The 21,860-nt window shown below is 64.6% G+C and carries 23 protein-coding genes, 3 tRNA genes and 1 pseudogene; 16 read left to right on the forward strand and 11 right to left on the reverse strand.

Annotated elements, in window-relative coordinates:
* A pseudogene (locus NKF06_RS13075) lies at positions 1–646 on the reverse strand (RimK/LysX family protein); the annotation flags it as partial.
* A gap of 131 nt (positions 647–777) precedes the next feature.
* Between NKF06_RS13075 and NKF06_RS13080 the strand changes: the two are divergent.
* The 8 genes from NKF06_RS13080 (at position 778) to NKF06_RS13115 (ending at position 7,027) form a co-directional block, all read left to right on the forward strand.
* Entirely contained in the window at positions 778–1,803 is a 1,026-nt protein-coding gene (locus NKF06_RS13080; RefSeq protein WP_058828272.1) for a succinylglutamate desuccinylase/aspartoacylase family protein, read from the forward strand.
* Positions 1,804–1,913: 110 nt separating this feature from the next.
* Positions 1,914–2,309 (forward strand): succinate dehydrogenase, cytochrome b556 subunit, encoded by a 396-nt coding sequence (gene sdhC, locus NKF06_RS13085; protein ID WP_004974453.1) that lies wholly within the window; start codon positions 1,914–1,916, stop codon positions 2,307–2,309.
* Positions 2,309–2,680 (forward strand): succinate dehydrogenase hydrophobic membrane anchor subunit, encoded by a 372-nt coding sequence (locus tag NKF06_RS13090; protein WP_004974454.1) that lies wholly within the window; start codon positions 2,309–2,311, stop codon positions 2,678–2,680. The genes sdhC and NKF06_RS13090 overlap by 1 nt, the downstream gene beginning before the upstream one ends.
* Complete coding sequence (locus tag NKF06_RS13095; protein ID WP_058828274.1) at positions 2,680–3,561, forward strand: succinate dehydrogenase/fumarate reductase iron-sulfur subunit; 882 nt, start codon at positions 2,680–2,682, stop codon at positions 3,559–3,561. Before NKF06_RS13090 ends, NKF06_RS13095 begins: the two co-directional genes overlap by 1 nt.
* A gap of 55 nt (positions 3,562–3,616) precedes the next feature.
* Complete coding sequence (locus NKF06_RS13100; protein ID WP_253245652.1) at positions 3,617–5,464, forward strand: FAD-binding protein; 1,848 nt, start codon at positions 3,617–3,619, stop codon at positions 5,462–5,464.
* Positions 5,465–5,613: 149 nt separating this feature from the next.
* Positions 5,614–5,711: transfer RNA gene (locus NKF06_RS13105), tRNA-OTHER, on the forward strand.
* A gap of 234 nt (positions 5,712–5,945) precedes the next feature.
* Positions 5,946–6,164, forward strand: coding sequence for a helix-turn-helix domain-containing protein (locus NKF06_RS13110; RefSeq protein WP_008094913.1), 219 nt, complete (start codon positions 5,946–5,948; stop codon positions 6,162–6,164).
* 443 nt (positions 6,165–6,607) lie between these two features.
* A complete protein-coding gene (locus NKF06_RS13115) occupies positions 6,608–7,027 on the forward strand; it encodes a hypothetical protein (RefSeq protein ID WP_042661753.1) in 420 nt (139 codons plus the stop codon).
* A 94-nt stretch (positions 7,028–7,121) separates the two neighbouring features.
* On the opposite strand, the gene NKF06_RS13120 is transcribed toward NKF06_RS13115, so the two are convergent.
* A tRNA-Thr gene (locus tag NKF06_RS13120) sits at positions 7,122–7,195 on the reverse strand.
* 11 nt (positions 7,196–7,206) lie between these two features.
* Complete coding sequence (locus NKF06_RS13125) at positions 7,207–7,764, reverse strand: GNAT family N-acetyltransferase (protein WP_253245653.1); 558 nt, start codon at positions 7,762–7,764, stop codon at positions 7,207–7,209.
* A gap of 328 nt (positions 7,765–8,092) precedes the next feature.
* Here NKF06_RS13125 and NKF06_RS13130 point away from each other — a divergent pair, with 328 nt between their 5' ends.
* The 4 genes from NKF06_RS13130 to NKF06_RS13145 are packed head-to-tail and all read left to right on the forward strand — an operon-like array spanning position 8,093 to position 12,009.
* Entirely contained in the window at positions 8,093–9,031 is a 939-nt protein-coding gene (locus NKF06_RS13130) for a branched-chain amino acid ABC transporter permease (RefSeq protein ID WP_172795825.1), read from the forward strand.
* Complete coding sequence (locus NKF06_RS13135; protein ID WP_058828278.1) at positions 9,028–10,395, forward strand: branched-chain amino acid ABC transporter permease; 1,368 nt, start codon at positions 9,028–9,030, stop codon at positions 10,393–10,395. The genes NKF06_RS13130 and NKF06_RS13135 overlap by 4 nt, the downstream gene beginning before the upstream one ends.
* Positions 10,388–11,251 carry an ABC transporter ATP-binding protein gene (locus NKF06_RS13140; protein WP_253245654.1) on the forward strand — a complete coding sequence of 288 codons (864 nt, stop codon included), beginning with the start codon at positions 10,388–10,390 and terminating at the stop codon, positions 11,249–11,251. The genes NKF06_RS13135 and NKF06_RS13140 overlap by 8 nt, the downstream gene beginning before the upstream one ends.
* Positions 11,248–12,009, forward strand: coding sequence for an ABC transporter ATP-binding protein (locus NKF06_RS13145; protein WP_058828279.1), 762 nt, complete (start codon positions 11,248–11,250; stop codon positions 12,007–12,009). Before NKF06_RS13140 ends, NKF06_RS13145 begins: the two co-directional genes overlap by 4 nt.
* A 54-nt stretch (positions 12,010–12,063) precedes the next feature.
* On the opposite strand, the gene NKF06_RS13150 is transcribed toward NKF06_RS13145, so the two are convergent.
* Positions 12,064–13,170 (reverse strand): hypothetical protein, encoded by a 1,107-nt coding sequence (locus tag NKF06_RS13150; RefSeq protein WP_253245655.1) that lies wholly within the window; start codon positions 13,168–13,170, stop codon positions 12,064–12,066.
* 111 nt (positions 13,171–13,281) lie between these two features.
* Complete coding sequence (locus tag NKF06_RS13155) at positions 13,282–14,595, reverse strand: ABC transporter substrate-binding protein (protein ID WP_253245656.1); 1,314 nt, start codon at positions 14,593–14,595, stop codon at positions 13,282–13,284.
* Between the two features lie 186 nt (positions 14,596–14,781).
* Here NKF06_RS13155 and udk point away from each other — a divergent pair, with 186 nt between their 5' ends.
* Positions 14,782–15,477 carry a uridine kinase gene (gene udk / locus NKF06_RS13160; protein ID WP_042661761.1) on the forward strand — a complete coding sequence of 232 codons (696 nt, stop codon included), beginning with the start codon at positions 14,782–14,784 and terminating at the stop codon, positions 15,475–15,477.
* A gap of 36 nt (positions 15,478–15,513) precedes the next feature.
* Here udk and NKF06_RS13165 read toward each other — a convergent pair whose 3' ends face one another.
* A complete protein-coding gene (locus NKF06_RS13165) occupies positions 15,514–15,834 on the reverse strand; it encodes a DUF5785 family protein (RefSeq protein WP_042661762.1) in 321 nt (106 codons plus the stop codon).
* Positions 15,835–15,984: 150 nt separating this feature from the next.
* Here NKF06_RS13165 and NKF06_RS13170 point away from each other — a divergent pair, with 150 nt between their 5' ends.
* Positions 15,985–16,716: a GNAT family N-acetyltransferase gene (locus NKF06_RS13170; protein WP_042661763.1), complete on the forward strand. Its 732-nt coding sequence runs from the start codon at positions 15,985–15,987 to the stop codon at positions 16,714–16,716.
* Between the two features lie 199 nt (positions 16,717–16,915).
* On the opposite strand, the gene NKF06_RS13175 is transcribed toward NKF06_RS13170, so the two are convergent.
* The 5 genes from NKF06_RS13175 to NKF06_RS13195 all read right to left on the reverse strand — a co-directional run bounded on the left by NKF06_RS13175 (position 16,916) and on the right by NKF06_RS13195 (position 20,169).
* Positions 16,916–16,999 (reverse strand) — tRNA-Ser (locus tag NKF06_RS13175).
* A gap of 46 nt (positions 17,000–17,045) precedes the next feature.
* Complete coding sequence (locus NKF06_RS13180; protein ID WP_253245657.1) at positions 17,046–17,801, reverse strand: hypothetical protein; 756 nt, start codon at positions 17,799–17,801, stop codon at positions 17,046–17,048.
* A gap of 96 nt (positions 17,802–17,897) precedes the next feature.
* A complete protein-coding gene (locus NKF06_RS13185; protein ID WP_253245658.1) occupies positions 17,898–18,533 on the reverse strand; it encodes a uracil-DNA glycosylase in 636 nt (211 codons plus the stop codon).
* Between the two features lie 281 nt (positions 18,534–18,814).
* Positions 18,815–19,132 (reverse strand): hypothetical protein, encoded by a 318-nt coding sequence (locus tag NKF06_RS13190; RefSeq protein ID WP_058828282.1) that lies wholly within the window; start codon positions 19,130–19,132, stop codon positions 18,815–18,817.
* Positions 19,129–20,169, reverse strand: coding sequence for an Mrp/NBP35 family ATP-binding protein (locus NKF06_RS13195; protein ID WP_253245659.1), 1,041 nt, complete (start codon positions 20,167–20,169; stop codon positions 19,129–19,131). The genes NKF06_RS13190 and NKF06_RS13195 overlap by 4 nt, the downstream gene beginning before the upstream one ends.
* A 180-nt stretch (positions 20,170–20,349) precedes the next feature.
* Between NKF06_RS13195 and moaA the strand changes: the two genes are divergently transcribed.
* Both moaA and NKF06_RS13205 read left to right on the forward strand, forming a co-directional pair.
* Positions 20,350–21,312 carry a GTP 3',8-cyclase MoaA gene (gene moaA / locus NKF06_RS13200; RefSeq protein ID WP_058828285.1) on the forward strand — a complete coding sequence of 321 codons (963 nt, stop codon included), beginning with the start codon at positions 20,350–20,352 and terminating at the stop codon, positions 21,310–21,312.
* 54 nt (positions 21,313–21,366) lie between these two features.
* The coding region (locus tag NKF06_RS13205; RefSeq protein ID WP_253245660.1) for a universal stress protein at positions 21,367–21,860 on the forward strand (494 nt) is incomplete at its 3' end.

A 21,860-nucleotide genomic window follows, 5' to 3' on the forward strand; every position in this document is an offset into this window, starting at 1 on the left:
CGCCGAGGGCGACGTTGGTCCGCCAGTCGCCGTCCGGGGCGTAGCGGTACATCGCACCGATGATTTCGCCGTCGACGATGTAGACGCGCAGGTCGCGGTGGCGGTCGCCGTCGCGGTCGATGAGCTTCTGCAGGAACGCCTGTCGGTTACCGACCTTCGGGTTCACGGGCTCGGTCAGGTCGACCTTCCACGTCCCGCCGCCGTGGGTGCCGATGGCGGACTTGTAGACGCCGACGTCGCCGAAGCGCTCGCGGCCCTTGTTCAGCCGGTCGTTCGAGAGCGCGAGCAGCGCGTCGGGCACCTGGATGTTCCAGTTGGCGAGCGTCGCGGCGGTGGCGAACTTGTGGATGGCCGCGAGGACCGCGTTCGGCTCGTTGAGCATCGGCCGGATGCGGTTGAACGTCGTCGCCAGCCCGAGGAGTTCGGCGGGCTCTTCGGTGTTCGACAGGAGCAGTCGGTTCGCGATGATGTCCACCTCAGGCTCGACTGTCACCTCGCCGTCTTCGATGCTGACCGCCGCGTTCTCCCGACGGAGCCACACCGGCTCGTGACCGAGGTCTTCGACCGCGTTGAGGATTGCCTTCGTCTCCTTGCTGTTGTGCAGAGAAAGCACGCCGACACGCACGGCGTCGTCTGTGGTGGACATACTCAGTTGATATCCTCCCGGTTTCAAAGACATGACGGTCGAGAGCCGGCCGCCCGCGGTTCGCGGCCGCGAGGGCGGCGTCGGGCGGTCCGTCGCGACCGTTTATAACCCCGGCCCTCCCATCGCATCACATGGCCGACAACGAGGCCTTCACCTACAACGGCGGGAAGGTCGAGCCGGGCGAGACACAGGACATCCGGTACGGCATCTCCGAGACGTATCTCGGCGACCCGGTTCGCATCCCCGTCACCATCATCAACGGGGAGCAGCCGGGGCCGACCGTGTTCCTCTCCGCCGCCGCCCACGGCGACGAACTGAACGGTATCGAGGTCGTCCGCGAGGTGGCCTACGAGTGGGACCTCGCGGACCTCGCGGGCACGCTCGTCTGCATGCCGGTGATGAACGTCCCTGCGTTCCTCGCCCAACAGCGGTACCTCCCTATCTACGACCGCGACCTGAACCGGTCGTTCCCGGGCTCCGAGACCTCCACGGGGGCCAAGCGGATGGCCCACCGCATCTACCAGAACTTCATCGCACCCTGCGACCTTGGCATCGACTTCCACACGTCGACGCGGGGACGGACCAACATGCTCCACGTCCGCGCGGACATGTCCGACCCCGCGGTCGCGCGACTCGCCAACGCCTTCGGTTCGCACGTCATCATCGACAGTTCCGGGTCCAGCGGGATGCTCCGAACGGAGTCGTCGGCGAACGGGACGCCGGCTATCACCGTCGAGATGGGCGAGGCCCACCGCTTCCAGCGCGAACTCATCGACGAGGCGCTCGCGGGCGTCGAGAGCGTCTTCGCCGAGTACGGCCTCCGAGAGACCTCGACGGTCAACTGGCCGGGCTGGCGGACCGTCATCTCGGACGAAAACGAGAAGACGTGGCTCCGCGCCGACGCGGGCGGCATCGTCGACATGCACCACGACCGCGGCGCACTCGTCCACGAGGGCGACCGCATCTGCACGATTACGAACCCGTTCAAGGACGACAACGTCACCGTCGTCGCCCCCTTCACGGGCCTGCTCGTCGGCGTCCTCGAGAATCCGGTCGTCTACCCCGGGAACCCGCTTTGCCATCTCGTCGAACTGAAAGACAAGGTGCGGCGCGTCGTCGAGCGCGAGCAGTCCGGCACTCCCGAGCCGACGCTCTGAGACCGGCCGTCCCGCCCCGAGATATTCGGGGGCCGGCGACTTTTGCCAACCCTCACGAAACTCCATACACGTAAGTTCTATACCCTCCCCTTCCCGACACTCACAAGAGCATGAGTCAGTCTTACAATCGGGGCCTCATCGAGGACTTCAGCAGATGGCGGGAGTTCTCGGCCGGCATGTGGGCCTGGATATTCCACAAGTTCACCGGCTGGGTGCTTGTGGGCTATCTCTTCACCCACATCGCCGTGTTGTCGACGGCCCTCTCGGGCGCGGCGGCGTACACGAACACGATTCAGGCGCTGGAGAGTCTCTTGGTCGTGCGTATTCTGGAAGTCGGGCTGCTCGCGGTGGCGGTGTTTCACATCCTCAACGGACTGCGACTGCTGTTCGTCGACCTGGGCGTCGGGCTGGAAGCACAGGACAAGAGCTTCTACGCGTCGCTCATCCTCACGGGTGTCATCGTCGTCGCGAGCGTTCCCACGTTCCTCTCGGGGGTGAGCATCTAATGGCAGAACGATACACGTCCTTCGAACCCGGCGGCCGGCGGTGGCTCTGGCAGCGGCTGACCGCCGCCTTCCTCGTCGTGGTGCTGGCGTTCCACTTCTTCCTGCTCCACTTCGTCAACCACGCCGACGAAGTGACGTTCGCCCTCTCACAGGCGCGCATGGAGCAGTTGACGTACTTCTCGCTGATGATCCTGTTCCTCGTCACCGCGACGTTCCACGGGGTCAACGGCGTCTACAACGCCCTCGTCAACCAGGGCCTCACGGGTACCCGGAAGACGGCGGTCAAGGCGATTCTCGGTCTCGCGAGCGTCCTCCTCATCGTGCAGGGCGTCCGCACGGCCCTCGCGTGGGCCGGAGGTGTTCCCATCTAATGAGCACGCAAGTTCCCGAATCTGTCGAAGAGGAATCGGCCACGGAGACGGCGTCCGCCGGCAAGCAGAAGCGCGACGCGAAAAAGCGCGAGCGCGCCGAGCGAGTCCAAGAGCAGCGCGAGGCCGAGGCGGCCGAGAAGGCGCGCTCCGCGGACGACACGTTCCACCTCAAGGTCTTCCGCTACGACCCCGAGGTGCCGGAGAAACAGGAGCCCCGCTTCGACGACTTCCACGTCCCGTACAAGCAGGGGATGACGGTCCTCGACGCGCTCATGTGGGCGCGGGACCACTACGACTCCTCGCTTACCTTCCGGCACTCCTGCCGGCAGGCCATCTGCGGGTCCGACGCGCTGTTCGTCAACGGGTCACAGCGACTCGGCTGTAAGACCCAGCTGTCGGACCTCTCGGAGCCGATTCGGGTCGAACCGCTCCCGCACGCCGACGTGGTCAAGGACCTCGTCGTCGACATGGAGCACTTCTACGACCAGATGGAGTCGGTCGAGCCGTACTTCCAGACGAACTCGCTTCCCGACGACGAACTCGACGAGCAGCGCCAGACGCGCGAGAACCGCGAGAAGGTCAAGATGTCCACCCGCTGCATCTGGTGTAGCGCGTGTATGTCCTCGTGTAACATCGCCGCCGGCGACAACGAGTATCTCGGTCCCGCGGCCATCAACAAGGCCTACCGCTTCGCCATGGACGAACGCGAGGGCGAGGACATGAAGCAGCGCCGCCTCGAAATCCTCGAACAGGAACACGGCGTCTGGCGCTGTCAGACCCAGTTCTCCTGTACCGAGGTGTGCCCGAAGGACATCCCTCTCACGGAGCACATCCAGGAACTCAAGCGCGAGGCGATTAAGAACAACCTGAAGTTCTGGTGAACTTCCCGGTGAAACCCTGAAGTTCGACCAACCCTACGACACACCCAAACACACCATGTACGAACACGACGTTATCGTAGTCGGCGCGGGCGGGGCGGGCCTGCGCGCGGCGATTGCGGCACACGAGGAAGGGGCCGACGTGGCCATCGTGTCGAAGCTCCACCCGGTCCGAAGTCACACGGGCGCGGCGGAGGGCGGCATCAACGCCGCGCTCCGCGAAGGCGACTCGTGGGAGGACCACGCGTACGACACGATGAAGGGCTCGGACTATCTGGCCGACGCGCCGGCGGCCGAGACCCTCTGTAAGGACAGCCCGAAAGAGACCATCAAGCTCGAACACTGGGGGATGGCGTTCTCCCGTGACGACGACGGCCGCGTCAGCCAGCGACCGTTCGGTGGGCTCTCGTTCCCACGGACCACTTACGCGGGTGCGGAGACGGGCCACCAGCTGCTCCACACGATGTACGAGCAGCTCGTCAAGCGCGGCATCAAGGTCTACGACGAGTGGCACGTGACCCGGTTGGCCGTCTCCGACGAGGAGAAGCCCGAGGACCGGAACTGCCACGGCATCGTCGCCTACGACGTTCAGACCGGGCAGGTCGAGGGCTTCCGCGCCCGCAACGGCGTCATCCTCGCCACCGGCGGCCTCGGACAGGTCTACGACCACACGACGAACGCGGTCGCCAACACCGGCGACGGCGTCGCGATGGCCTACCGCGCCGGCGCGCCGATGGAGGACATGGAGTTCATCCAGTTCCACCCGACGACGCTCCCCTCGACGGGCGTTCTCATCACCGAGGGCGTCCGCGGCGAGGGCGGCATCCTCTACAACGAGAACGGCGAGCGCTTCATGTTCGAGTACGGCTACGCGAACAACCTCGGCGAACTCGCCTCGCGCGACGTTGTCTCCCGGGCCGAGCTCACGGAGGTCAACGAGGGCCGCGGTATCGAAGACGAGTACGTCCACCTCGACATGCGCCACCTCGGCGAAGAGCGCATCATCGACCGCCTCGAGAACATCGTCCACCTCTCGGAGGACTTCGAGGGCGTCAACCCCCTCGACGCGCCGATGCCGGTCAAGCCCGGCCAGCACTACGCGATGGGCGGCATCGAGACCGACGAGAACGGCGAGACCTGCATCTCCGGCCTCTACGCGGCCGGCGAGTGCGCCTGCGCCTCCGTCCACGGCGGCAACCGCCTCGGCGGCAACGCGCTCCCCGAACTCATCGTCTTCGGCAAGCGCGCCGGTCACCACGCCGCGGGCAAGGACATGGAGGAAGCCAGAATCACGACCGGGAAGGTCGGCGACTACGAGCTCGGCGAGGTCGAGTCGCCGGTCGAACTCGGCGAAGCGGGCATCGGTGGGGACGCCGTCGCCGACGGCGGCACGGCGGCGGACGCGGGCGCGTCCGTCTCCGGAGCGGACCTCGTCCAGCGCGCCGTCGAAGACGAGCGCGAGACCATCGACACCCTCCTGGAGCGAGAAGACGGCATCCAGCAGGCCGAGATTCGCGAGCGCGTCCAGAAGTCGATGACGCGCAACGTGAACGTCTTCCGTGAGGAGTCGGCCCTCAAGGACGCGCTCCGCGACATCCGCGAGGCGCGCGAACTCTATCAGGACGTGTTCGTGGCCGACAAGTCGCGGACGTTCAACACGGACCTGCTCCAGACGCTGGAGACGCGCAACATCCTCGACATCGCGGAGGCCATCACGCTCGGCGCGCTCGCGCGCAACGAGTTCCGCGGTGCCCACTGGCGCAAGGAGTACCAAGAGCGCCGCGACGAGGAGTGGCTCAAGCACACGATGCTCTCGTGGAACGACGGCCGCCCGGAACTCTGGTACAAGCCGGTCATCCTCGAAGGCGAGGACAAGACGTACGAGCCGAAGGTCCGGAGCTACTGAGCCGACCGCGACTCGTCCGAGTCGCAGACGCCCTTTCTTTCGACGCCGCCCCCCCGAGCGGCGCACCGACGCGCTCAGCGCGCCGAATCGCGTGACCGCGGCCGGGGCCCACCAACGGCTATTTGCCCGCTCGACCCCTACGTCCGCCCGGAAGGGTGGCTCAGTGGTAGAGCACACCGGCGCAGGCCCTCGCGGTCGGTCCGGTGGTTTTCAATGGCTTCGCGTGGTTCGACTCCCGCCCCTTCCGTCTCGGAACCGCGGGTCGCCGGGCCTCGCCACCCGATGGTCGGTGACTCGCTCACTTCGACGACAGTCGAAGTCGGGGGCGTCGAACACCGACGATTATCCGATGTACGTTCGTGACGAATACAACGATTCTCTCGAATTCGGGACGTTCGACGCCTCACCCCCGACCGCGGTTCTTCGACGATTGTTGTAAGAGAGTTTTATTATCGTCGAAGCAAACAGGATGACAACGACCATGCAACAGACGGTTCCGACCATCGAAGTCCCCGGCGAACTCGAATCGCCCTCGGCCAAACTCGTGTACCTCTATCTCACCACGCACGACGGCGCGTCCATCACCGACCTGCAGAACGGGCTGGAGATGAAGAAAATCGCCCTCTACAGCATCCTCAGTACGCTGTCGAAGCGCGGCTTCGTCCGACAAGACGCCGAACGCTACCACGTCGCTCAGTGACGGTTCGGCGAGTCAGTGATTTCTCGGCGACCGCGCCGCCCGTACCTGTGCGCCGTCGCGGACCATATCCTCGCAGTTCGGGCAGACGCGCGGATTCTCCATGCCATCGGGAGTGAAGACTCGGGCGTATGCGGGCGTCACGAACGAACCACAGTTCTGACATTCCGGCATGGTATCTAGTATCCTCCATGAATATCACATAAGTTTTCTCCCTAGACGAGTGCGAGAAGGAGGCCGACGACGAGGAGCGCGAAGATGAGAAGCGTCACGGCGAGCATGAATTGGTCGGTCGCGTTCATACCGAACACGACGTTCCGAATAAAGATAAAATTCCGTCTCGACGCCGTGTCCCCGCCGCACTCGACGGATTTCTAATTTTCGACCGCGATAACGAGGGGTAGAACTAAATTCATCGCCTCCGTCGGTCCCGTAACGGTCCTCCAATGGAGTTCGTGTACGCGTTGTCTGGGTTGTTCGCCGGGCTCTTTCTCGGAGCGGTGGCAGTCGTCACTGCGCTCACGTACACACCCTACGGCGCGTCCCTGTTCGACACCGCGATAACGGCGCTGACCGGTGTCACGCTCCAACTGGGAAACCTCCTGTTCATCTCGGCGCTCACCGCCCTCGCATTCGAGGGCCTCGCGATGGGCGGCATCCGGTATCCGGTCGTCGTCCCCGCGGCGTTCGCGTACGTGCTCACTCACGTCACGGTCTACTACTCGTGTATCCGCATCACCGACCTCCAGTCGGAGCCGCTCGACCCCGACGTTATCATCAAGCATAATCCGTTTCGGGCGCTCGTCCTCGGAGTGCCGGGGTCGCTTCTCCTCATTCGGGTCCGGCCGCCCGCGAGGCGGAACTGAACCCGTCTCGACGAACCACGGGCGTGGTTCCGGCTCGCGGCGACTGAACGCGGGGCCCGCGTGGGGCGCAGAAAACGGCCGAACCGGCGAAGGAAGCCAGGAGTGGGATTTGAACCCACGAAGTCTCGATTACAAGTCGAGTGCATGAACCGCCCATGCTCTCCTGGCGCGTCCGTCGATTACCGGTCCTCCTTTGAGTGTGTATCGTTTCGCATCGATTTCTCCAGTTCGACGCGGTGCGGCTGGTAGCCGTGCCGCCGATAGAACCGACGGGCGGCGTCGTTGTCCGCCAGCACGTCCAGCGCGACGGTATCAGCGCCGGCCTCTCCGAGTGCGGCCTCCGCCGCCGCTAGTAGCCGCGCGCCGACCCCGGCGTCTCGGTACACCGGTCGGACGAACAGGTTCCGAATCATCCCGCGGGTCGCGTCCTGCTCGTACGCCCCCGCCTCGATGTCGAACATGACGAACCCGACGATGTCACCCGTCTCTGTGTCTCCCACGTTCTCCGCGCCGCCTCCGTCGCCTTCGTCGGCCTCTCCGGTCGCGTCGTTCTCCTGTCCCTCGCGGGCGACGAGCACGCCGTCGGCGGCGACGTGTCGCGCCAGCGCCTCCCGTATCGGCGTCCGGTTGGCGTCGGCACGGAGGTGCGACCCGAACGTCCGCTGGTCCGCGGCAAGTTCCACCCACAGGTCGGCGAGGTCGTCGAGGTCGGAAAACGCCGCCGAACTGACGCGCATGGGTCCTGTCGGGGCTCTATCCGCTTTTAAGTGTCGGCGATTCGGACCGAAATCAGGTAATCGCGGCCCTGCGGGGTGCCAAGCGGGGTCAGTAAAGACGACCGATGAAGAAAGATTTATCTATGTTTATCGTCCGCACATATCATGAGGATAGTTATCAATGGGTATTGCCGAAACCTACTCCCGTGGCAGGCAGTTCGCCATCGAGCGTCCGTTCGCGCTCGTCTTGGCGGTCATCGTAGTCGTACTTCTCGGTGACTTGCTTCGCGGGTTAGCAACAGGGCAGACGCAGTTTGCCGACATTGGCACGCTGGTCTGGGATGGTCTGATGCGGGGGCTCGTAATCGGCCTCGCGGGCATCGGGTTGTCGATGACGTACAGCATTCTAAACTTCGCTAATTTCTCGCACGGCGACTACATCACCGCGGGGGCCTTCTCGGGGTGGGCGACGACGTACCTCATCGCCGGACTCGGACGTGCCGACATCGGCGCGCTCCTGCTCGTCGGGGCCGGGGGGTCGGTCTACGGCGGAACGCTCGGCATCGGGATGCTCTCGACGCCGCTCGCGGTCGTCGCCGGCATCGTCGTCTCCGGCGCGTTCGCTATCGCGCTGTCGCTCGCGGTCGACCGCACCATCTTCAAACCGATTCGGAACGAGGACGGCATCACCCTCCTCATCACGAGTATCGGCGTCGCGTTCGCGCTGCGTTACCTGATGCAGTTCGTCTTCGGTTCTGACGTGCGCGGGACAACCGCTCAGCCGCCGTCGGTGTCGCTGTACTTCATCGACGGTACGGTCTTCATCAACGCTCACGACATCACGCTTCTCGTGGTCGCCTCGGCCTTGATGCTCGGGGTTCACGTGCTCTTACAGCGGACGAAACTCGGCAAGGCGATGCGCGCGATGGCCGACAACAAGGACCTCGCGCTCATCACCGGTATCTCGACCGAGCGCGTCGTCCGCGCGACGTGGATTATCGGCGGCGGGCTGACCGGCGTCGCGGGGTACATGTTCATCCTCTGGAAAGGGACGCTCGGGTTCAACGACGGGTGGCTCCTCTTGCTTCTCATCTTCGCCGCGGTCATCCTCGGTGGCATCGGCTCCATCTACGGGGCCATCGCCGGTGGCCTCGTCATCGGACTGACGGCGTCGATGTCGGTCCTGTGGATTCCCTCGGCGTTCTCGCGGGCCGCGGCCTTCGTCGTCATGATTGTCATCCTCCTCGTGAAACCGTCCGGGCTGTTCAGCGGGAGGGCGACCGCATGAGCGTCCGCGACGACTTTACCGCCCGCATCCCGGGCGGCGACGCGGGCCTCATCGTGCTGGTTCTCCTCGCGACGTACCTCGCGTACGTCCTCGCGGGGCTCGTCCTCGGATACACGCTCCGCGGACAGCTCAACTCCATCGCGACGCTGACGTTCTACATCGGCGTCTTCGCCATGCTGTCGCTCGCGCTCAACCTCCATTGGGGGTACACCGGGCTGTTCAACATCGGTATTGTCGGCTTCATGGCCGTCGGCGTCTACGTCACGGCCATCGTGACGAAGCCGACGTACGTCGCCGGCGGCGCAGCGCAGGTCGGCGGCCTCGGCCTGCCGCTTTGGGTCGGCATCCTCGCTGGGATGCTCGCGGCCGCGCTCTTGGGACTCGTGGTTGCGCTCCCGGCGCTCCGGTTGCGGGCGGACTACTTGGCTATCGTCACCATCGCCATGTCGGAAATCGTCCGGTTCAGCTTCCTCTCGGGCGAACTCCAGCAGTTCCAGCTGTTCGGTAACCGCGTCGGATTCGGCGGCGGGTCAGGTCTCATCCTCGACTTCGCTCCGCCGCTGGAGGCGCTGCTTCGCGGCGTCGGTCTCTGGAACGGGTATCTCGGCTTCGTCGATGCCTTCCAAGTCCTCGTGCCGAGGAACCCCAAGCCAGTCGTCGACGGCCTCGTCTACGGGCTGTTGCTCCTCGGGTTCGTCGCGGCGTTCTACTGGCTTCTCAAGCGCACCGGCGAATCGCCGTTCGGTCGCGTGCTGAAGGCCATCCGCGAGGACGAGGACGTCGCGAACGCCCTCGGAAAGAACACCGACCGGTTCAAAATCAAGTCGTTCATGCTCGGCTGTGCGCTCATGGGGCTCGCCGGCATCCTCTGGCTCGTCCCGCAGGGCGCGGTGACCCCGAACTTCTTCCGCCCGCGCGTGACGTTCTTCGTCTGGATCGCACTCATCATCGGCGGGGCCGGTTCGAACACGGGGAGCGTCCTCGGCGGCGCCGTCTTCGCGGCGGTGCTCTACCAGGGGCCGCGGTACTTCCAGAACCTCGTGTCGGCGGTGTTCCCCAACCTCGACTCGCCGTCCGGCTTCGGGCAGGCCATCTCGCCGCTCATCTCGCAGTTCGACCCCGTGCCGTTCCTCCTGTACACGGTCGACAGCATCCGGCAGCTCCAACTGGTCGTGATGGGGCTCGTGCTCATCTGGCTGATGCACAACCGGCCGGAGGGGATGCTCGGCTACCGCAAGGAGACGGCGTCCGTCATCCCGCTGTCGCGGCCGAAGTCGATGGCCGCCGACGGCGGCAGCGACGACTCGGTCCGCACCGACGGCGGCGTCGATTCCCCGGCTCAGGGAGGTGAGACCGATGAGTGACGCCGCGGACCAGCCGGTCGAAGACGTAGCGAACAAGGTCGACGAAGGGGCGCTCGGCGCGTTCGCCTCCGGCGTCGAAACGTCGGTCGACTACCCGCTTCAGGTCGAAGGTCTGGAGAAGTCCTTCGGTGGCATCACCGCCGTCGACGGGGCCAGCTTCGAGGTCGAAGCCGGGTCGCTCACGGGTCTCATCGGCCCCAACGGGGCCGGCAAGTCGACGACGTTCAACCTCATCACGGGCATGCTCAAGCCCGACGCCGGCACGGTCACGTTCAACGGCGAGGACATTACCGGCGAGGAGCCGCACGAAATCGCCAATCGGGGGATGGTTCGGACGTTCCAGATCGCCCGCGAACTGAGCGAGATGACCGTCCTCGAGAACATGATGCTGGCGCCGAAACACCAGCGCGGCGAGACGCTGTGGCGCTCCGTCATACCGGGCGTCCGCGACGACGTCCGCGAACAGGAAGAGGAACTGCTCGAACGCGTCTGGGAGGTGCTCGACTTCTTCGACATCGCCCACATCGCAGAGGAGTACGCGGGTAACCTCTCCGGCGGGCAGCGCAAGCTTCTCGAGATGGCGCGGGCGCTTCTGACCGACCCAGACATGCTGCTCTTGGACGAGCCGTTCGCCGGGGTCAACCCCACACTGGAGAAGAAACTGCTCGAACACGTACACGAACTCCGCGAGCAGGGCTACACGTTCCTGCTCGTCGAACACGACATGGACCTCATCATGAACAACTGTGAACACGTCATCGTCCTCCACCAGGGCTCGGTGCTCACGGAGGGGACGCCGGACGAGATTCGGAGCAACGAAGAGGTCATCGAGGCCTACCTCGGGGGCAACGTATGAGCGTCGACGCCAACACCGACGCGACGAGCGGTGCGGGCGTCGAAGGACGCGACGACGTGCTCCTTCGCGTCCGCGACCTCGACGCCGGCTACGGCGACCTCCAGATTCTCACCGACGTCGACATGGACGTGTTCGACGGCGAGTACGTCACCATCGTCGGGCCGAACGGGGCCGGCAAGTCGACGACGATGAAGTCGGTCTTCGGCCTGACCGCCCACATGGGCGGAACGGTCCAGTTCAAAGACGAGGACATCACCGGGCGTCGACCCGAAGACATCATCCACGTCGGCATCGGCTACGTCCCGCAGAACGACAACATCTTCCCGACGCTGACGGTCGAGGAGAACCTCGAGATGGGCGCGTACATCCTCGACGAGGTGCCACAGGACGCCATGGAGGCGGTCTACGAGCGGTTCCCCATCCTCAGAGAGCGGAAAGACCAGAAGGCGGGCACCATGTCCGGCGGGCAACAGCAGATGCTCGCGATGGGTCGCGCGCTCATGCTCGAACCCGACCTACTGCTCTTGGACGAGCCCTCGGCGGGCCTCGCACCCGACCTCGTCAAGGAGATGTTCGACAAAATCGACGAGATTAACGAGGCCGGCACGGCCATCCTGATGGTCGAACAGAACGCGAAGGAGGCGCTCCGGCGCTGCGACCGCGGCTACGTCCTCGCCAACGGACAGAACCGCTACATGGACACCGGCACCGCGCTTCTCGAAGACGAACAGGTCCGGCAGGACTTCCTCGGCGGGTAATCTTCGGCAATCCTCTTTTCGAGACTTGTGTGGTGAGACTGAGCCGCAGCGCTGTCACGTCCAAGAGAGTATCCCTGTTTCCACCGTCGGAACTCCCTCGTGGAGTTGAACCTCTGCTTTCGTGCTCGCGCTATTACAGGCGAGGTATGGAACAGTGGTAGAACCCGCTGGCGTTGCGACAGTCAACTCGTACTCGTCGCCGATTGGGAAGCCAACGGTGAGATGGTCGGTTCTCGGTGCAACCGTCTGTGTCGTTTCGGTGACAACCACGTCGTCCTTGGTGAGCGTAGCCGTCACTTCGTGTTGGGTATCGTCGTTGTTCTCGACTACTATAACTGCAGTCCCGGGCCACGCACACCCAACTCTCAGCGCTCCACTCTCGGTGATGAGGACAGCTAAGACAGGATAATTTGCGTACTCACCGAGTTTCCACTCGTATGTCGACTGCTTCCCGTCTGCCGTCTCGACGAACACGTCGTATGTCGCGTGTGATTTCACTACCGGGCCAGCCGAAATTTCGTGGTGTCTCAGTGCATCAAAGGTGTGGACGAAGAACTGGTCACCAGAGTGTTCGAGTGTGACTGTGAGTTCAGAGGCGTCGTTGCTTTCGTTTCGTACGACCACGCGAGGTGGGATGAAAATGTCTTTCGCACCCGAAACGGTGTACGGTAGTGACTCGTCGTTCAACTCGATACTCTCGTTTTCGCGTGGTTCGAGCGCTCCGTCACTCGTGATGATGATTTCGAGGCCTCTATCCTCTTCTTCGAAGCTCCACTCGTAGTGGAGACGAGTACCGGTATCGAGTCCAGCCACGACGCTATAGACACCTTCTCCGACGATATCGGGCTTAATACTCATCGAATGTCCGGGTCCGGGACCTATATCGACAGACTGGTCGAGAACTGTTTCGTCGGCCTGCGTGACCTGCACCGAGAGTGTGTGGCCGCGGTCGGACTCGTTTTTCACACCGAGGTTTACCCTTGAAACCGGTGTTTGGGTCCGTGTCTGATCTGGTGTTGGCGATGCTGTTGTCGGTGGTTTAGTCGGTGGCTCTGTTGTCGTTCGTTGCGATGCAGACCTCTCGGAATCAGAGCCAAGACAGCCAGTGACACCACTGAGAATAGAACCTGAAAGTGTCGTGAGGAGGGCACGGCGCTTCATCGTCTTCTCGTATCAACAGTCGAATAAATGTCTTCTGTCCGAAACATTCGAAACTGACCGATAACGCTACCGCTCACCGCCTTGCGTCGAAAGAAAATCGGAGTTTTTCGCTTAGTTCTCCGGGCCGGACAGCGCCGTCTCGATGACCGAGGAGTACGACGACTCGCCGATGTTGAACGCGACCTGATTGTACACTTCGCCGTCGAACGAGTCGCTGAACACGTTCGAGAAGCGCTCCGAGAGCTGCTGGCCGTAGTCGTTGTTGACGTACAGCGTCGAGACCGAACTGACTTCGAGGCGCTCGGCCATGACCTGCGCCATGACGCGGCCCTGCAGGAAGTCGGACGGTGCAGTCCGGAAGATGAAGTCGTTGTCTTCGAGGTTCGAGACGGACAGCGCCGTCGAGGACGGCGAGCAACCGACGATTTCGTTCGGGATGAACGCCTGCTGTGAGACGGGGACGTTCACGCCGGACGACGCGGAGCCACAGACGGACGGGACGCCCGCGGAGACGAGCGACTGCGCGGCGGAGACACCGGCGTCCGGGGACGTTTGGGTGTCTTCGATTTGCGCGTTAACGGAGAGTCCGGCCGGGTTGGCATCGTTGACCTGTATGACCGGAATCTGTGCGGCCTGAATCATCGGCGCACCGACGGCCGCGAGGTCACCAGTTTCGGGCAGGAGGATGCCGACCGACATCTCGCGGTCGGAACCGCCCGGGCCGCTGTCCGCGGACGGGCCGTTCCCGTCGGGGTTCTCGCCGGCGAACGACTGCGTCTCGACGCTCGACGTGGCGTTGTTCTCGGCGTCGAACTCCCAGATGGCGTACGCGGCTTCTGCCGGGTCGCCGTTCTCGTCGAAGTTAACCGACGAGGACGCGCCCTGGTAGTCGATGTCTTCGCCGTTCGCGGCAGCCTCGATACCCTCGACGAGGTTGTCCGGTCCGACGGTCATTCCGCCGGGGTTCGCCATCCGGCGCATCTGGTCTTTGATGGCCGGACCGGAGTTCTCGCCGGCCGCAGCGTTCGAGAGCAGTTGAATCGCGACCGAGTCGTACGTCTGCGACGTGAAGACGCCAGGTGCAGAGCCGTATTCGTCTTGGAACAGCTGATTGAACGTGTCTTGGTTCGGACCGCCTGCCGCGGGTGCCGTCCCGGTCACGTTCGCCATGTCGTTGCCGACCTGCCCGGGCATCGAGCCGGAGCGCATCCCGTCGGGCACGAGTATCTCCTCGCTCCCGTCGGACGCGCTGTAGTAGTCACGGAACAGTTGAATACCGCTTTCGGGGTAGCCGATGACGACGAGCCCCTCGGGGCCACCGCCACCGCCACCGCCACCGATGCATCCGGATAAGCCAGTCAAGCCTGCCGCGCCCGCGGCTCCCACTCCCTTGAGGAAGTCGCGGCGTACGATATCACGTACCATGTGAAAGGCAATGGCAACTCCTACTTATAAAACTTACTCCCTACGTTTGAAAAGCCATGATAATTGCGACCGACGGCGGTGCGAGAATCGGCTGTGTGAGAACGTCAGACAACGTTCTTTATATATACTCGCGTCGGAGCCAGTGAATCGCTGCGTTCAAACCCGTTCGCGGGCGTCTTTGGGACAATGACTATCCCGTCGTTCGTTATCGGTATCGCGGGGGGGAGCGGTGCCGGGAAAACCACCGTGGCTCGACTCATCACGGAGAACGTCGGCGAGTCCGTGACGCGGATTCCGATTGATAACTACTACAAAGACCAGAGTCACTTGGAGATGGACGAACGCGAGCAGGTGAACTACGACCACCCCTCGGCGTTCGAGTGGGGCCTCCTGTACGAACAGCTCTCGGAGTTACTGGAGGGGAGAGCCGTCGAGATGCCGCAGTACGACTTCGAGATACACAACCGGAAACCCGAGCGGAACACCGTCGAACCGACCGACGTCATCATCCTCGAGGGGATTCTCGCGCTCTACGACGAGGACGTAAACGAGATGCTCGACCTCCGACTCTACGTGGAGACCGATGCCGACGTTCGCATCCTCCGGCGCATCCAGCGCGACGCAATCGACCGCGGACGCGACCTGCAGGGCGTCATCGACCAGTACCTCTCGACGGTCAAGCCGATGCACGAGCAGTTCATCGAGCCGACGAAGAAGCACGCGGACCTCATCATTCCCGAGGGAGCCAACAGCGTCGCCGTCACGCTGCTCGAAGAGAAAGTCCAAGCGGAAGTCGAAGGCGACGAGACGCGCACCTGGGAGCGCGACGCTATCGAACGGAAAGTCCAAGAGCGGACCTCGTCTCGCGGGCCCGACAACTAACGCGGCGTCGCGGGTCGAAAATCGGGGTCTCGAAGCTTACGCCTTCTTGCCGGTGACGAACTGCGCTGCGCCCTCGTAGAACCAGAAGTCGTTTTCGCGCATCGCCTTGCCGACTGCCTTGTGCAGTTCGATGAAGTCCCCGAACTCCTCGCCTTCGACGTGCTCGAAGATGTCCGCGAGCGAGACAACGCGTTCGTAGTCGAGTCGGATGGGGTGGTCGCCGAACTCCTCGACGAACTCCGCTTTGTTCAGCGGGAAGTCCTCGTCTTCGTTGACCTTCTTCGCGATGACTGCCTGGCCGTACTTGCGTCCGCCTTCGCTCCCCTCTTCGCCGTCCGGGTCGTGTGGCCAATCCATACCCGAGTGTTGGCAGGCCGATTCAAAGCCGTTACGCATTTGTGGGGATTTGTCACGCGGAACGTCGCGGTCGAGCCGCCTCGTCTACTCGTGCCGTTTGCTACCGATGAACAAGAAATATACGCGTGGCACGCCATCGTTCTTGGAGTCATGCGAGCGACCGAGCGCCCGACGTTCGAATCCGAGGCCAGCAAGCTGATTTACGAGTACGTCGAGCGGCATGGCACCGCCAAGCGAAACGTCCTCCTCGACGTTGCGCCCGTCTCGTCCGACGAGTTCAGAACCGAACTGGAGCGGCTGAAATCCCGCGGTTATCTCCAAGAAGACGGCGGCACGCTCCAGTTGGCGCTCGACGTGGGCGCTATCGAGGAACACGAGACCGACGCGGGAATCGTCACCATCCGACCGGGTCGCCAGCGGGACTTCGAGGGCCTCGTCGACGCGATTCGCGACGTGACCTCCGAAGAGACGTACGTCGTCGCCGAGACAATCGCCGAGCAACTCCTCTACGACGAGGCGGTCACGCGCCACAACCGGGTGGAGTCTCGGGTGTTCTTCGTGGCCACTATCGGCGAGGAGGTCGTCGGCTGGACGCACCTCGAACTCCCGCAGGTGTCGCGCATCCGCGAGACCGCCCAGCAGACCGTCGGCGTCAAGGAGGACTACCGCGGGTTGGGCATCGGGAGTCTCCTGCTTCGTCGCGGCCTCGACTGGGCCGAAGCCAACGGTTTCCGGAAGGTGTACAACAGCGTTCCGATGACGAACGACCGCGCGCTGGAGTTCCTCGGCGACCACGGCTGGGAGACCGAAGCGATTCGCAGGGACCACTACACCATCGGCGACGAGCACGTCGACGAAGTGATGATGGCGTACCAGTTCTGAGCGGGTTGTGGGCGGTGGGTCGCTTTTTGCGGGGTCGTTGGTGTCCCTTGGAGCGGATGCGGTGGGACTGGGATTTGAACCCCACTCGCTCCGCTCACGTCGTTCGCTCTGCTCGCTGCTTCAAATCCCAGTCCGTCTCCGATTTCCACTCACAGAGCCGCGCAGATGCCACTGCGCGGCGTAGGGTTCGTGGAAAATGCGGTGGGACTGGGATTTGAACCCAGGATTCCGTGAGGAAACCTGCTTTCAAGGCAGGCGCGTTAGGCCACTCCGCCATCCCACCTTCGTACGACAGTTTTGCGTCGGATACCTAAGTGTTGTCGCTTCGCTCAGTCGCGGACGAGTTCCAACACGCCGTCCGTCGATTCGACTCGAAGCCCCTTCTCGAAGACGAACGTCGTCGTGTGCTCGGGGACGAGGCGCTCGGATTCGACCCGGGAGCGGAGCATCGGGACGACCGTGGCGAGGTCCGCGCCGGTTTCGAGGACGGGAAGCATCGGGACGTAGTCGAGGCCGTGGCCCGCGTCGTCGGCGCGCTCGGCGAGCGTCTCGACTTCCGGCTCCGCGTAGGCGTCGGTGAAGTCGATGGGGTCGAGGAAGCCCGAGAAGTAGACGCGCCCTTCCGTCGAGGGCCCGAGGACGACCGGCGTACTCCGGAGTTTCATCGCCGCGCTGTCGATGTGGGTGCGCCCGAGAAGCGGCGCGACCGGGCGGACGACGGCGACCGAGTGGACCTCCTCCTCGTTGAGGAGGTGCGAGACGGTGTTGCCCGCGCGGGCGGAGAACGACGACCCGACCTGCGGTTCGAACCGCGCGACGTCGGTGCCGCCGAGGGCGTCGGCGACGACGCTCCGAATCTCGGCTTCCGAGTCGTGGTCCCCGGCGAACTCGTCGGGGATGTCGTCCTCGGTTCGGTAGTTGACGAGGAGGTCGCCGCCCGACCGCTCGACGGCGATACAGACGTCTTTGAGCATCGCGGCGTAGAGCTCCGCGGCTTCGGCTTCGGTGAGCGGACTCGTCTCCGCGAGTTCCGAAAGCACCAGTCCCGGCCGCGGCGGTTCGGCGAGTACGGCGATGACCGTCATACCCTCCCCTCGCGCCGGGGAACCCTTGAACCCGCCGCTTGTGGCCCGGCGAATCGGAGGCCGGCGAAGACTGGACCCTCCGCGTACCGCCCCGTCTCAGCGACTCTGCCGACCCTTCGTCTGTCGGTAGTCTCGGCCGAACACCGACTCGCGGACGTGTTCGACGAACGCCTCGGCGTCTGCGTCGGTCAGGCGCTCCGGCTCCTTCATCGGGACGAGTTCGAAGCCGCGGCCGCGGATGGTCGTCGCGTGCTCCGCGTCCACGTCGAAGCTGTCGGCCGCGCGCGTGGTGTAGTCAAACGCGAGCGCCTCCAGCGCGGCCTGCCCGACGGGGACGATGATGTGCGGGTTTATCATCCGAATCTCCGCGTTCAGGTAGGGTTCGCAGGTCGCGACTTCGTTATCGGTCGGCCCGCGTTCGGGGTGGCGACAGCGCGTGAGATACGTGAAAAAGACGTTCTGCACGTCCGGCTCCTCGGCGTCAGGATCGGACCGGACGAACCCGAGGTCGCCAAGAATGTGCTGGACGCGCTCGCCAGCCTCGTCGCCGGTGAAGGGGACGCCCGTCCGCTCTGCGGCCCCGGTCGGAGCCTCGCCGACGAACAGGAACTCCGCGCCCACGTCGCCGTAGCCGTGGACGACCTGCTCGCGCGTCTCGCAGAGCGCCGAGCAGTTCGTGCAGTCGGTGTCCATCGAGAAGGGGTTCCGGAACTGGCGTTGGTGTGCGTCCACACCCACGAATTCGGCTCCGGGACCAAAACCCGCCCGGTCCGCGCAGATAATCGAGTCGCACCCTCGCTGACGGGGGCAGCCGAGTCGGCGAGTGCGTGGTGAAAGTAAACACGGGGCGAACAGGCGGAGACGTGTGTGAAGACGGCGCAGTCGCTCGAACCGCGGAATCGAGAAAAGCGGAAGTGAATCGACTGGCGTCGGTTGTGGGTCGGTTGCGGGTCGGTTGCGGGTCGGTTGTGAGGCGGGGGAGAGGCACGAAGCGGGCGGTCGGGGGAGTCAGCTCAGCGGTCGATGCCGCCCTGCGCCTTGATGTCCATGATGTGGCGGACGTTCAGGTAAATCTCCTCGGGCGAGGTGTCGCCGTCGGGGTCGTAGAGGTCGCTGACGCGGTAGAGGATGGCCGACACCTGCCGGCTCTCGGAGGACTCGCCGTAGATGTCGTCGGCGATTTCGCGGAGGAACGCGACGCGCTCTGGGTCCGCGGGGAAGTCGGCGTCCGAGTCTGGAGCCATCTCCCAGTCGACCTCCTCGGAGTCCGCGCCGGGGGCGGCGTCCGCATCGGCGTCCCCGCCCGCGTCGGGCCGTCCGTCGTCGCTCATCGCTCGCTGACGGTCCGCCGCTGGACAACGCCGACCATGTCGGCGATGTTCTCGGTCATCACGCGGAACGCGTCGGCGGTCTCGTCGTCGTCTTCGAGGACGATGGGCTTGCCGCCGTCGCCGCCCTCGCGGACGGCCGGGTCGAGCGGGAGCGCCCCGAGGAACGGCAGGTCGTTCGACGCGGCGAACTCGCGGCCGCCGCCCGCGCCGAAGATGTCGTGGCGGTTCCCGCAGTCGGGACACCGGAACGTGCTCATGTTCTCGACGATGCCGAGGACGTTCGTGTCGTGCTTGCCGAACATCCGAAGCCCCTTGTTGGCGTCGTCGAGGGCGACGTTCTGCGGGGTCGTGACGATGACTGCGCCCGTGAGCGGGAGCGTCTGGAGGATGGACAGTTGGGTGTCGCCCGTGCCCGGCGGGAGGTCGAGGACGAGGTAGTCGAGGCTACCCCACTCCACGTCCTCGACGAGCTGCGTGAGAAGTTGGTGGACCATCGGGCCGCGCCAGATGACCGGGTCGTCGTCGCCGACGAGGAAGGCCATCGACATGAGCTTCATCCCATACTTCTCCGGCGGGACGATGGTCTGGTCTTGGGTCGCCTGCGGCGCTTCCTCGGCGGCGACCATCCGCGGGACGTTCGGCCCGTAGATGTCGGCGTCGAACAGGCCGACGCGCGCGCCGAGTTTCGACAGGCCCGCCGCGAGGTTCACGGCGACCGTCGACTTCCCCACACCGCCCTTCCCCGAGGCGACGGCGATGATGTTCTTCACGCCGGGGAGGACTTCCTCGTCGGGGTCGCGGTCGTTCGGAATCTTGGCGGTGAGGTCGGCCTCTAGTCCGTCCTCGGCGAGGACCTCGCGGATTCGACGGCCGATGTCCGTCTCCGCCGGGGAGTACGGGGCACCGAGCGCGAGCGAGATGCGGGCGGTGTCGCCGTCCACCTTGACGGCGTTCACCAGTCCGAGCGAGACGATGTCGTCTCCGAGTTCGGGGTCCTCGACCGCACGCAAGCGGTCGCGTACGTCGGCTTCGTCCATGTCCGTCACTCCGGCGGTGCGGCCGATAAGAGTTTTGTAAGGCCCGGTCGCGCGCTGACGGTCGCAGGTAGCGACTCGCCCGCCACCGACTTCGAGACGCCGATGATGTAACTTATTCCAGTTACTCCGTCCCGGTCATCGACAGCGAATTTATCAACGTACACTCCCAGGATTCGGTATATGGTGCTGGTGGACGACTTTGGCCGCGAGGTAACCGGCGTTCGAATCTCTCTGACCGACCGGTGTAACTTCGACTGCGTCTACTGCCACAACGAGGGCTTGGGCGACACGCGCGGGCCGATGGACCCCGCTGACGAGGAGATGAGCGCCGATGACGTGGTCCGTTTTCTCGAAGTCGTCGAGGAGTACGGCGTCGAGAAAGTGAAGTTCACCGGCGGGGAGCCGATGCTCCGCGCGGACCTCGAAGAGATTATCCGCCGGACGCCCGACTCGATGGAGACCTCGCTCACCACGAACGGGACGTTCCTCGGCGACCGCGCCGAGGACCTCGTCGCGGCCGGACTCGACCGCGTGAACGTCTCGCAGGACGCCCTCGACCCCGAGGCGTTCGCCCAAATCACGAAGTCCGGCGCGTACGACAAGGTGATGGAGGGCGTCAAGGCCGCGGTCGACGCCGGGCTCACGCCCGTGAAGCTCAACATGGTCGTGTTCACGAAGACCGCGGGCCACGTCGAGGAGATGGTCGAGTACGTCGCCGAAAACGAGGGGCTACAGCTCCAGCTCATCCAGTACATGCCCGAACTGACGGGGCGCCCGGAGTGGAACATCGACATCGAGCGCGTCCACCGGTGGCTGGCCGACCTCGCCGACGAGGTGGAGGTTCGCGACATGCATCACCGACGCCGCTACTACGTCGGCGAGGGGATGGTCGAAATCGTCGACCCCGTGGAGAACCCCGAGTTCTGTGCCAACTGCCATCGCGTGCGCGTAACACACCAAGGCTACCTCAAGGGCTGTCTCAACCGCAACGACGACCTCCGTCCGATGGGCGAGATGACGCGGGAGGAAATCCGCGAGACGTTCGAGGCGGTCGTCGCCAACCGCGTGCCGTACTACGGCGAGTACCTCGTCCGCGACGACGACGACGGCTGGACCATCAACGAAGAGTACATCGGGGCCTGAGCGCCGGTCGCCCCGACGCGCGAGCTTTTGTCCTCTGACGACTTTTCGGAGCCCATGACTGTCACCGTCGAGCGGGTGGTCCTCGCGACGGACGGAAGCGCCCCCGCGGCGACCGCCGCGGCCCACGCGCTGTTTCTCGCCCGCGTCCTCGACGCGTCGCTCCACGTCGTCTCCGCGACCGGGACGCCGCCGGCCGCTGCCGAGACCGTTGAGACCGCCGAGCCGTCCGTAAGCGCCGCCTTCGAAGCGGAGGAGGCCGTCGGAACGGTCGTCCGCCGTGCGCTCCTCGCGGAGGTCCGAACGACCTCGGAAGTCGCCGACGGTCCGGCAGCGGCCGTCGTGGAGCGCGCCGTCGGCGAGGGAGACCTACTCGTCCTCGGACGGCACGGACAGACCGGTTCCGGCCAGTTTCTCGTCGGGTCGGTCGCGGAGCGACTTCTCGACGCGCCGCCGGTCCCGACGCTCGCGGTTCCGGCGGCGGCAACCGAGCCGAACTACCGGACGGTTGCGCTTCTCGCGGACGGCGAGTCGTCGGCGGGGCCACAGAC

It is taken from the genome of Haloferax sp. AB510 (assembly GCF_024136985.1).
Classification (GTDB): Archaea; Halobacteriota; Halobacteria; order Halobacteriales; family Haloferacaceae; genus Haloferax.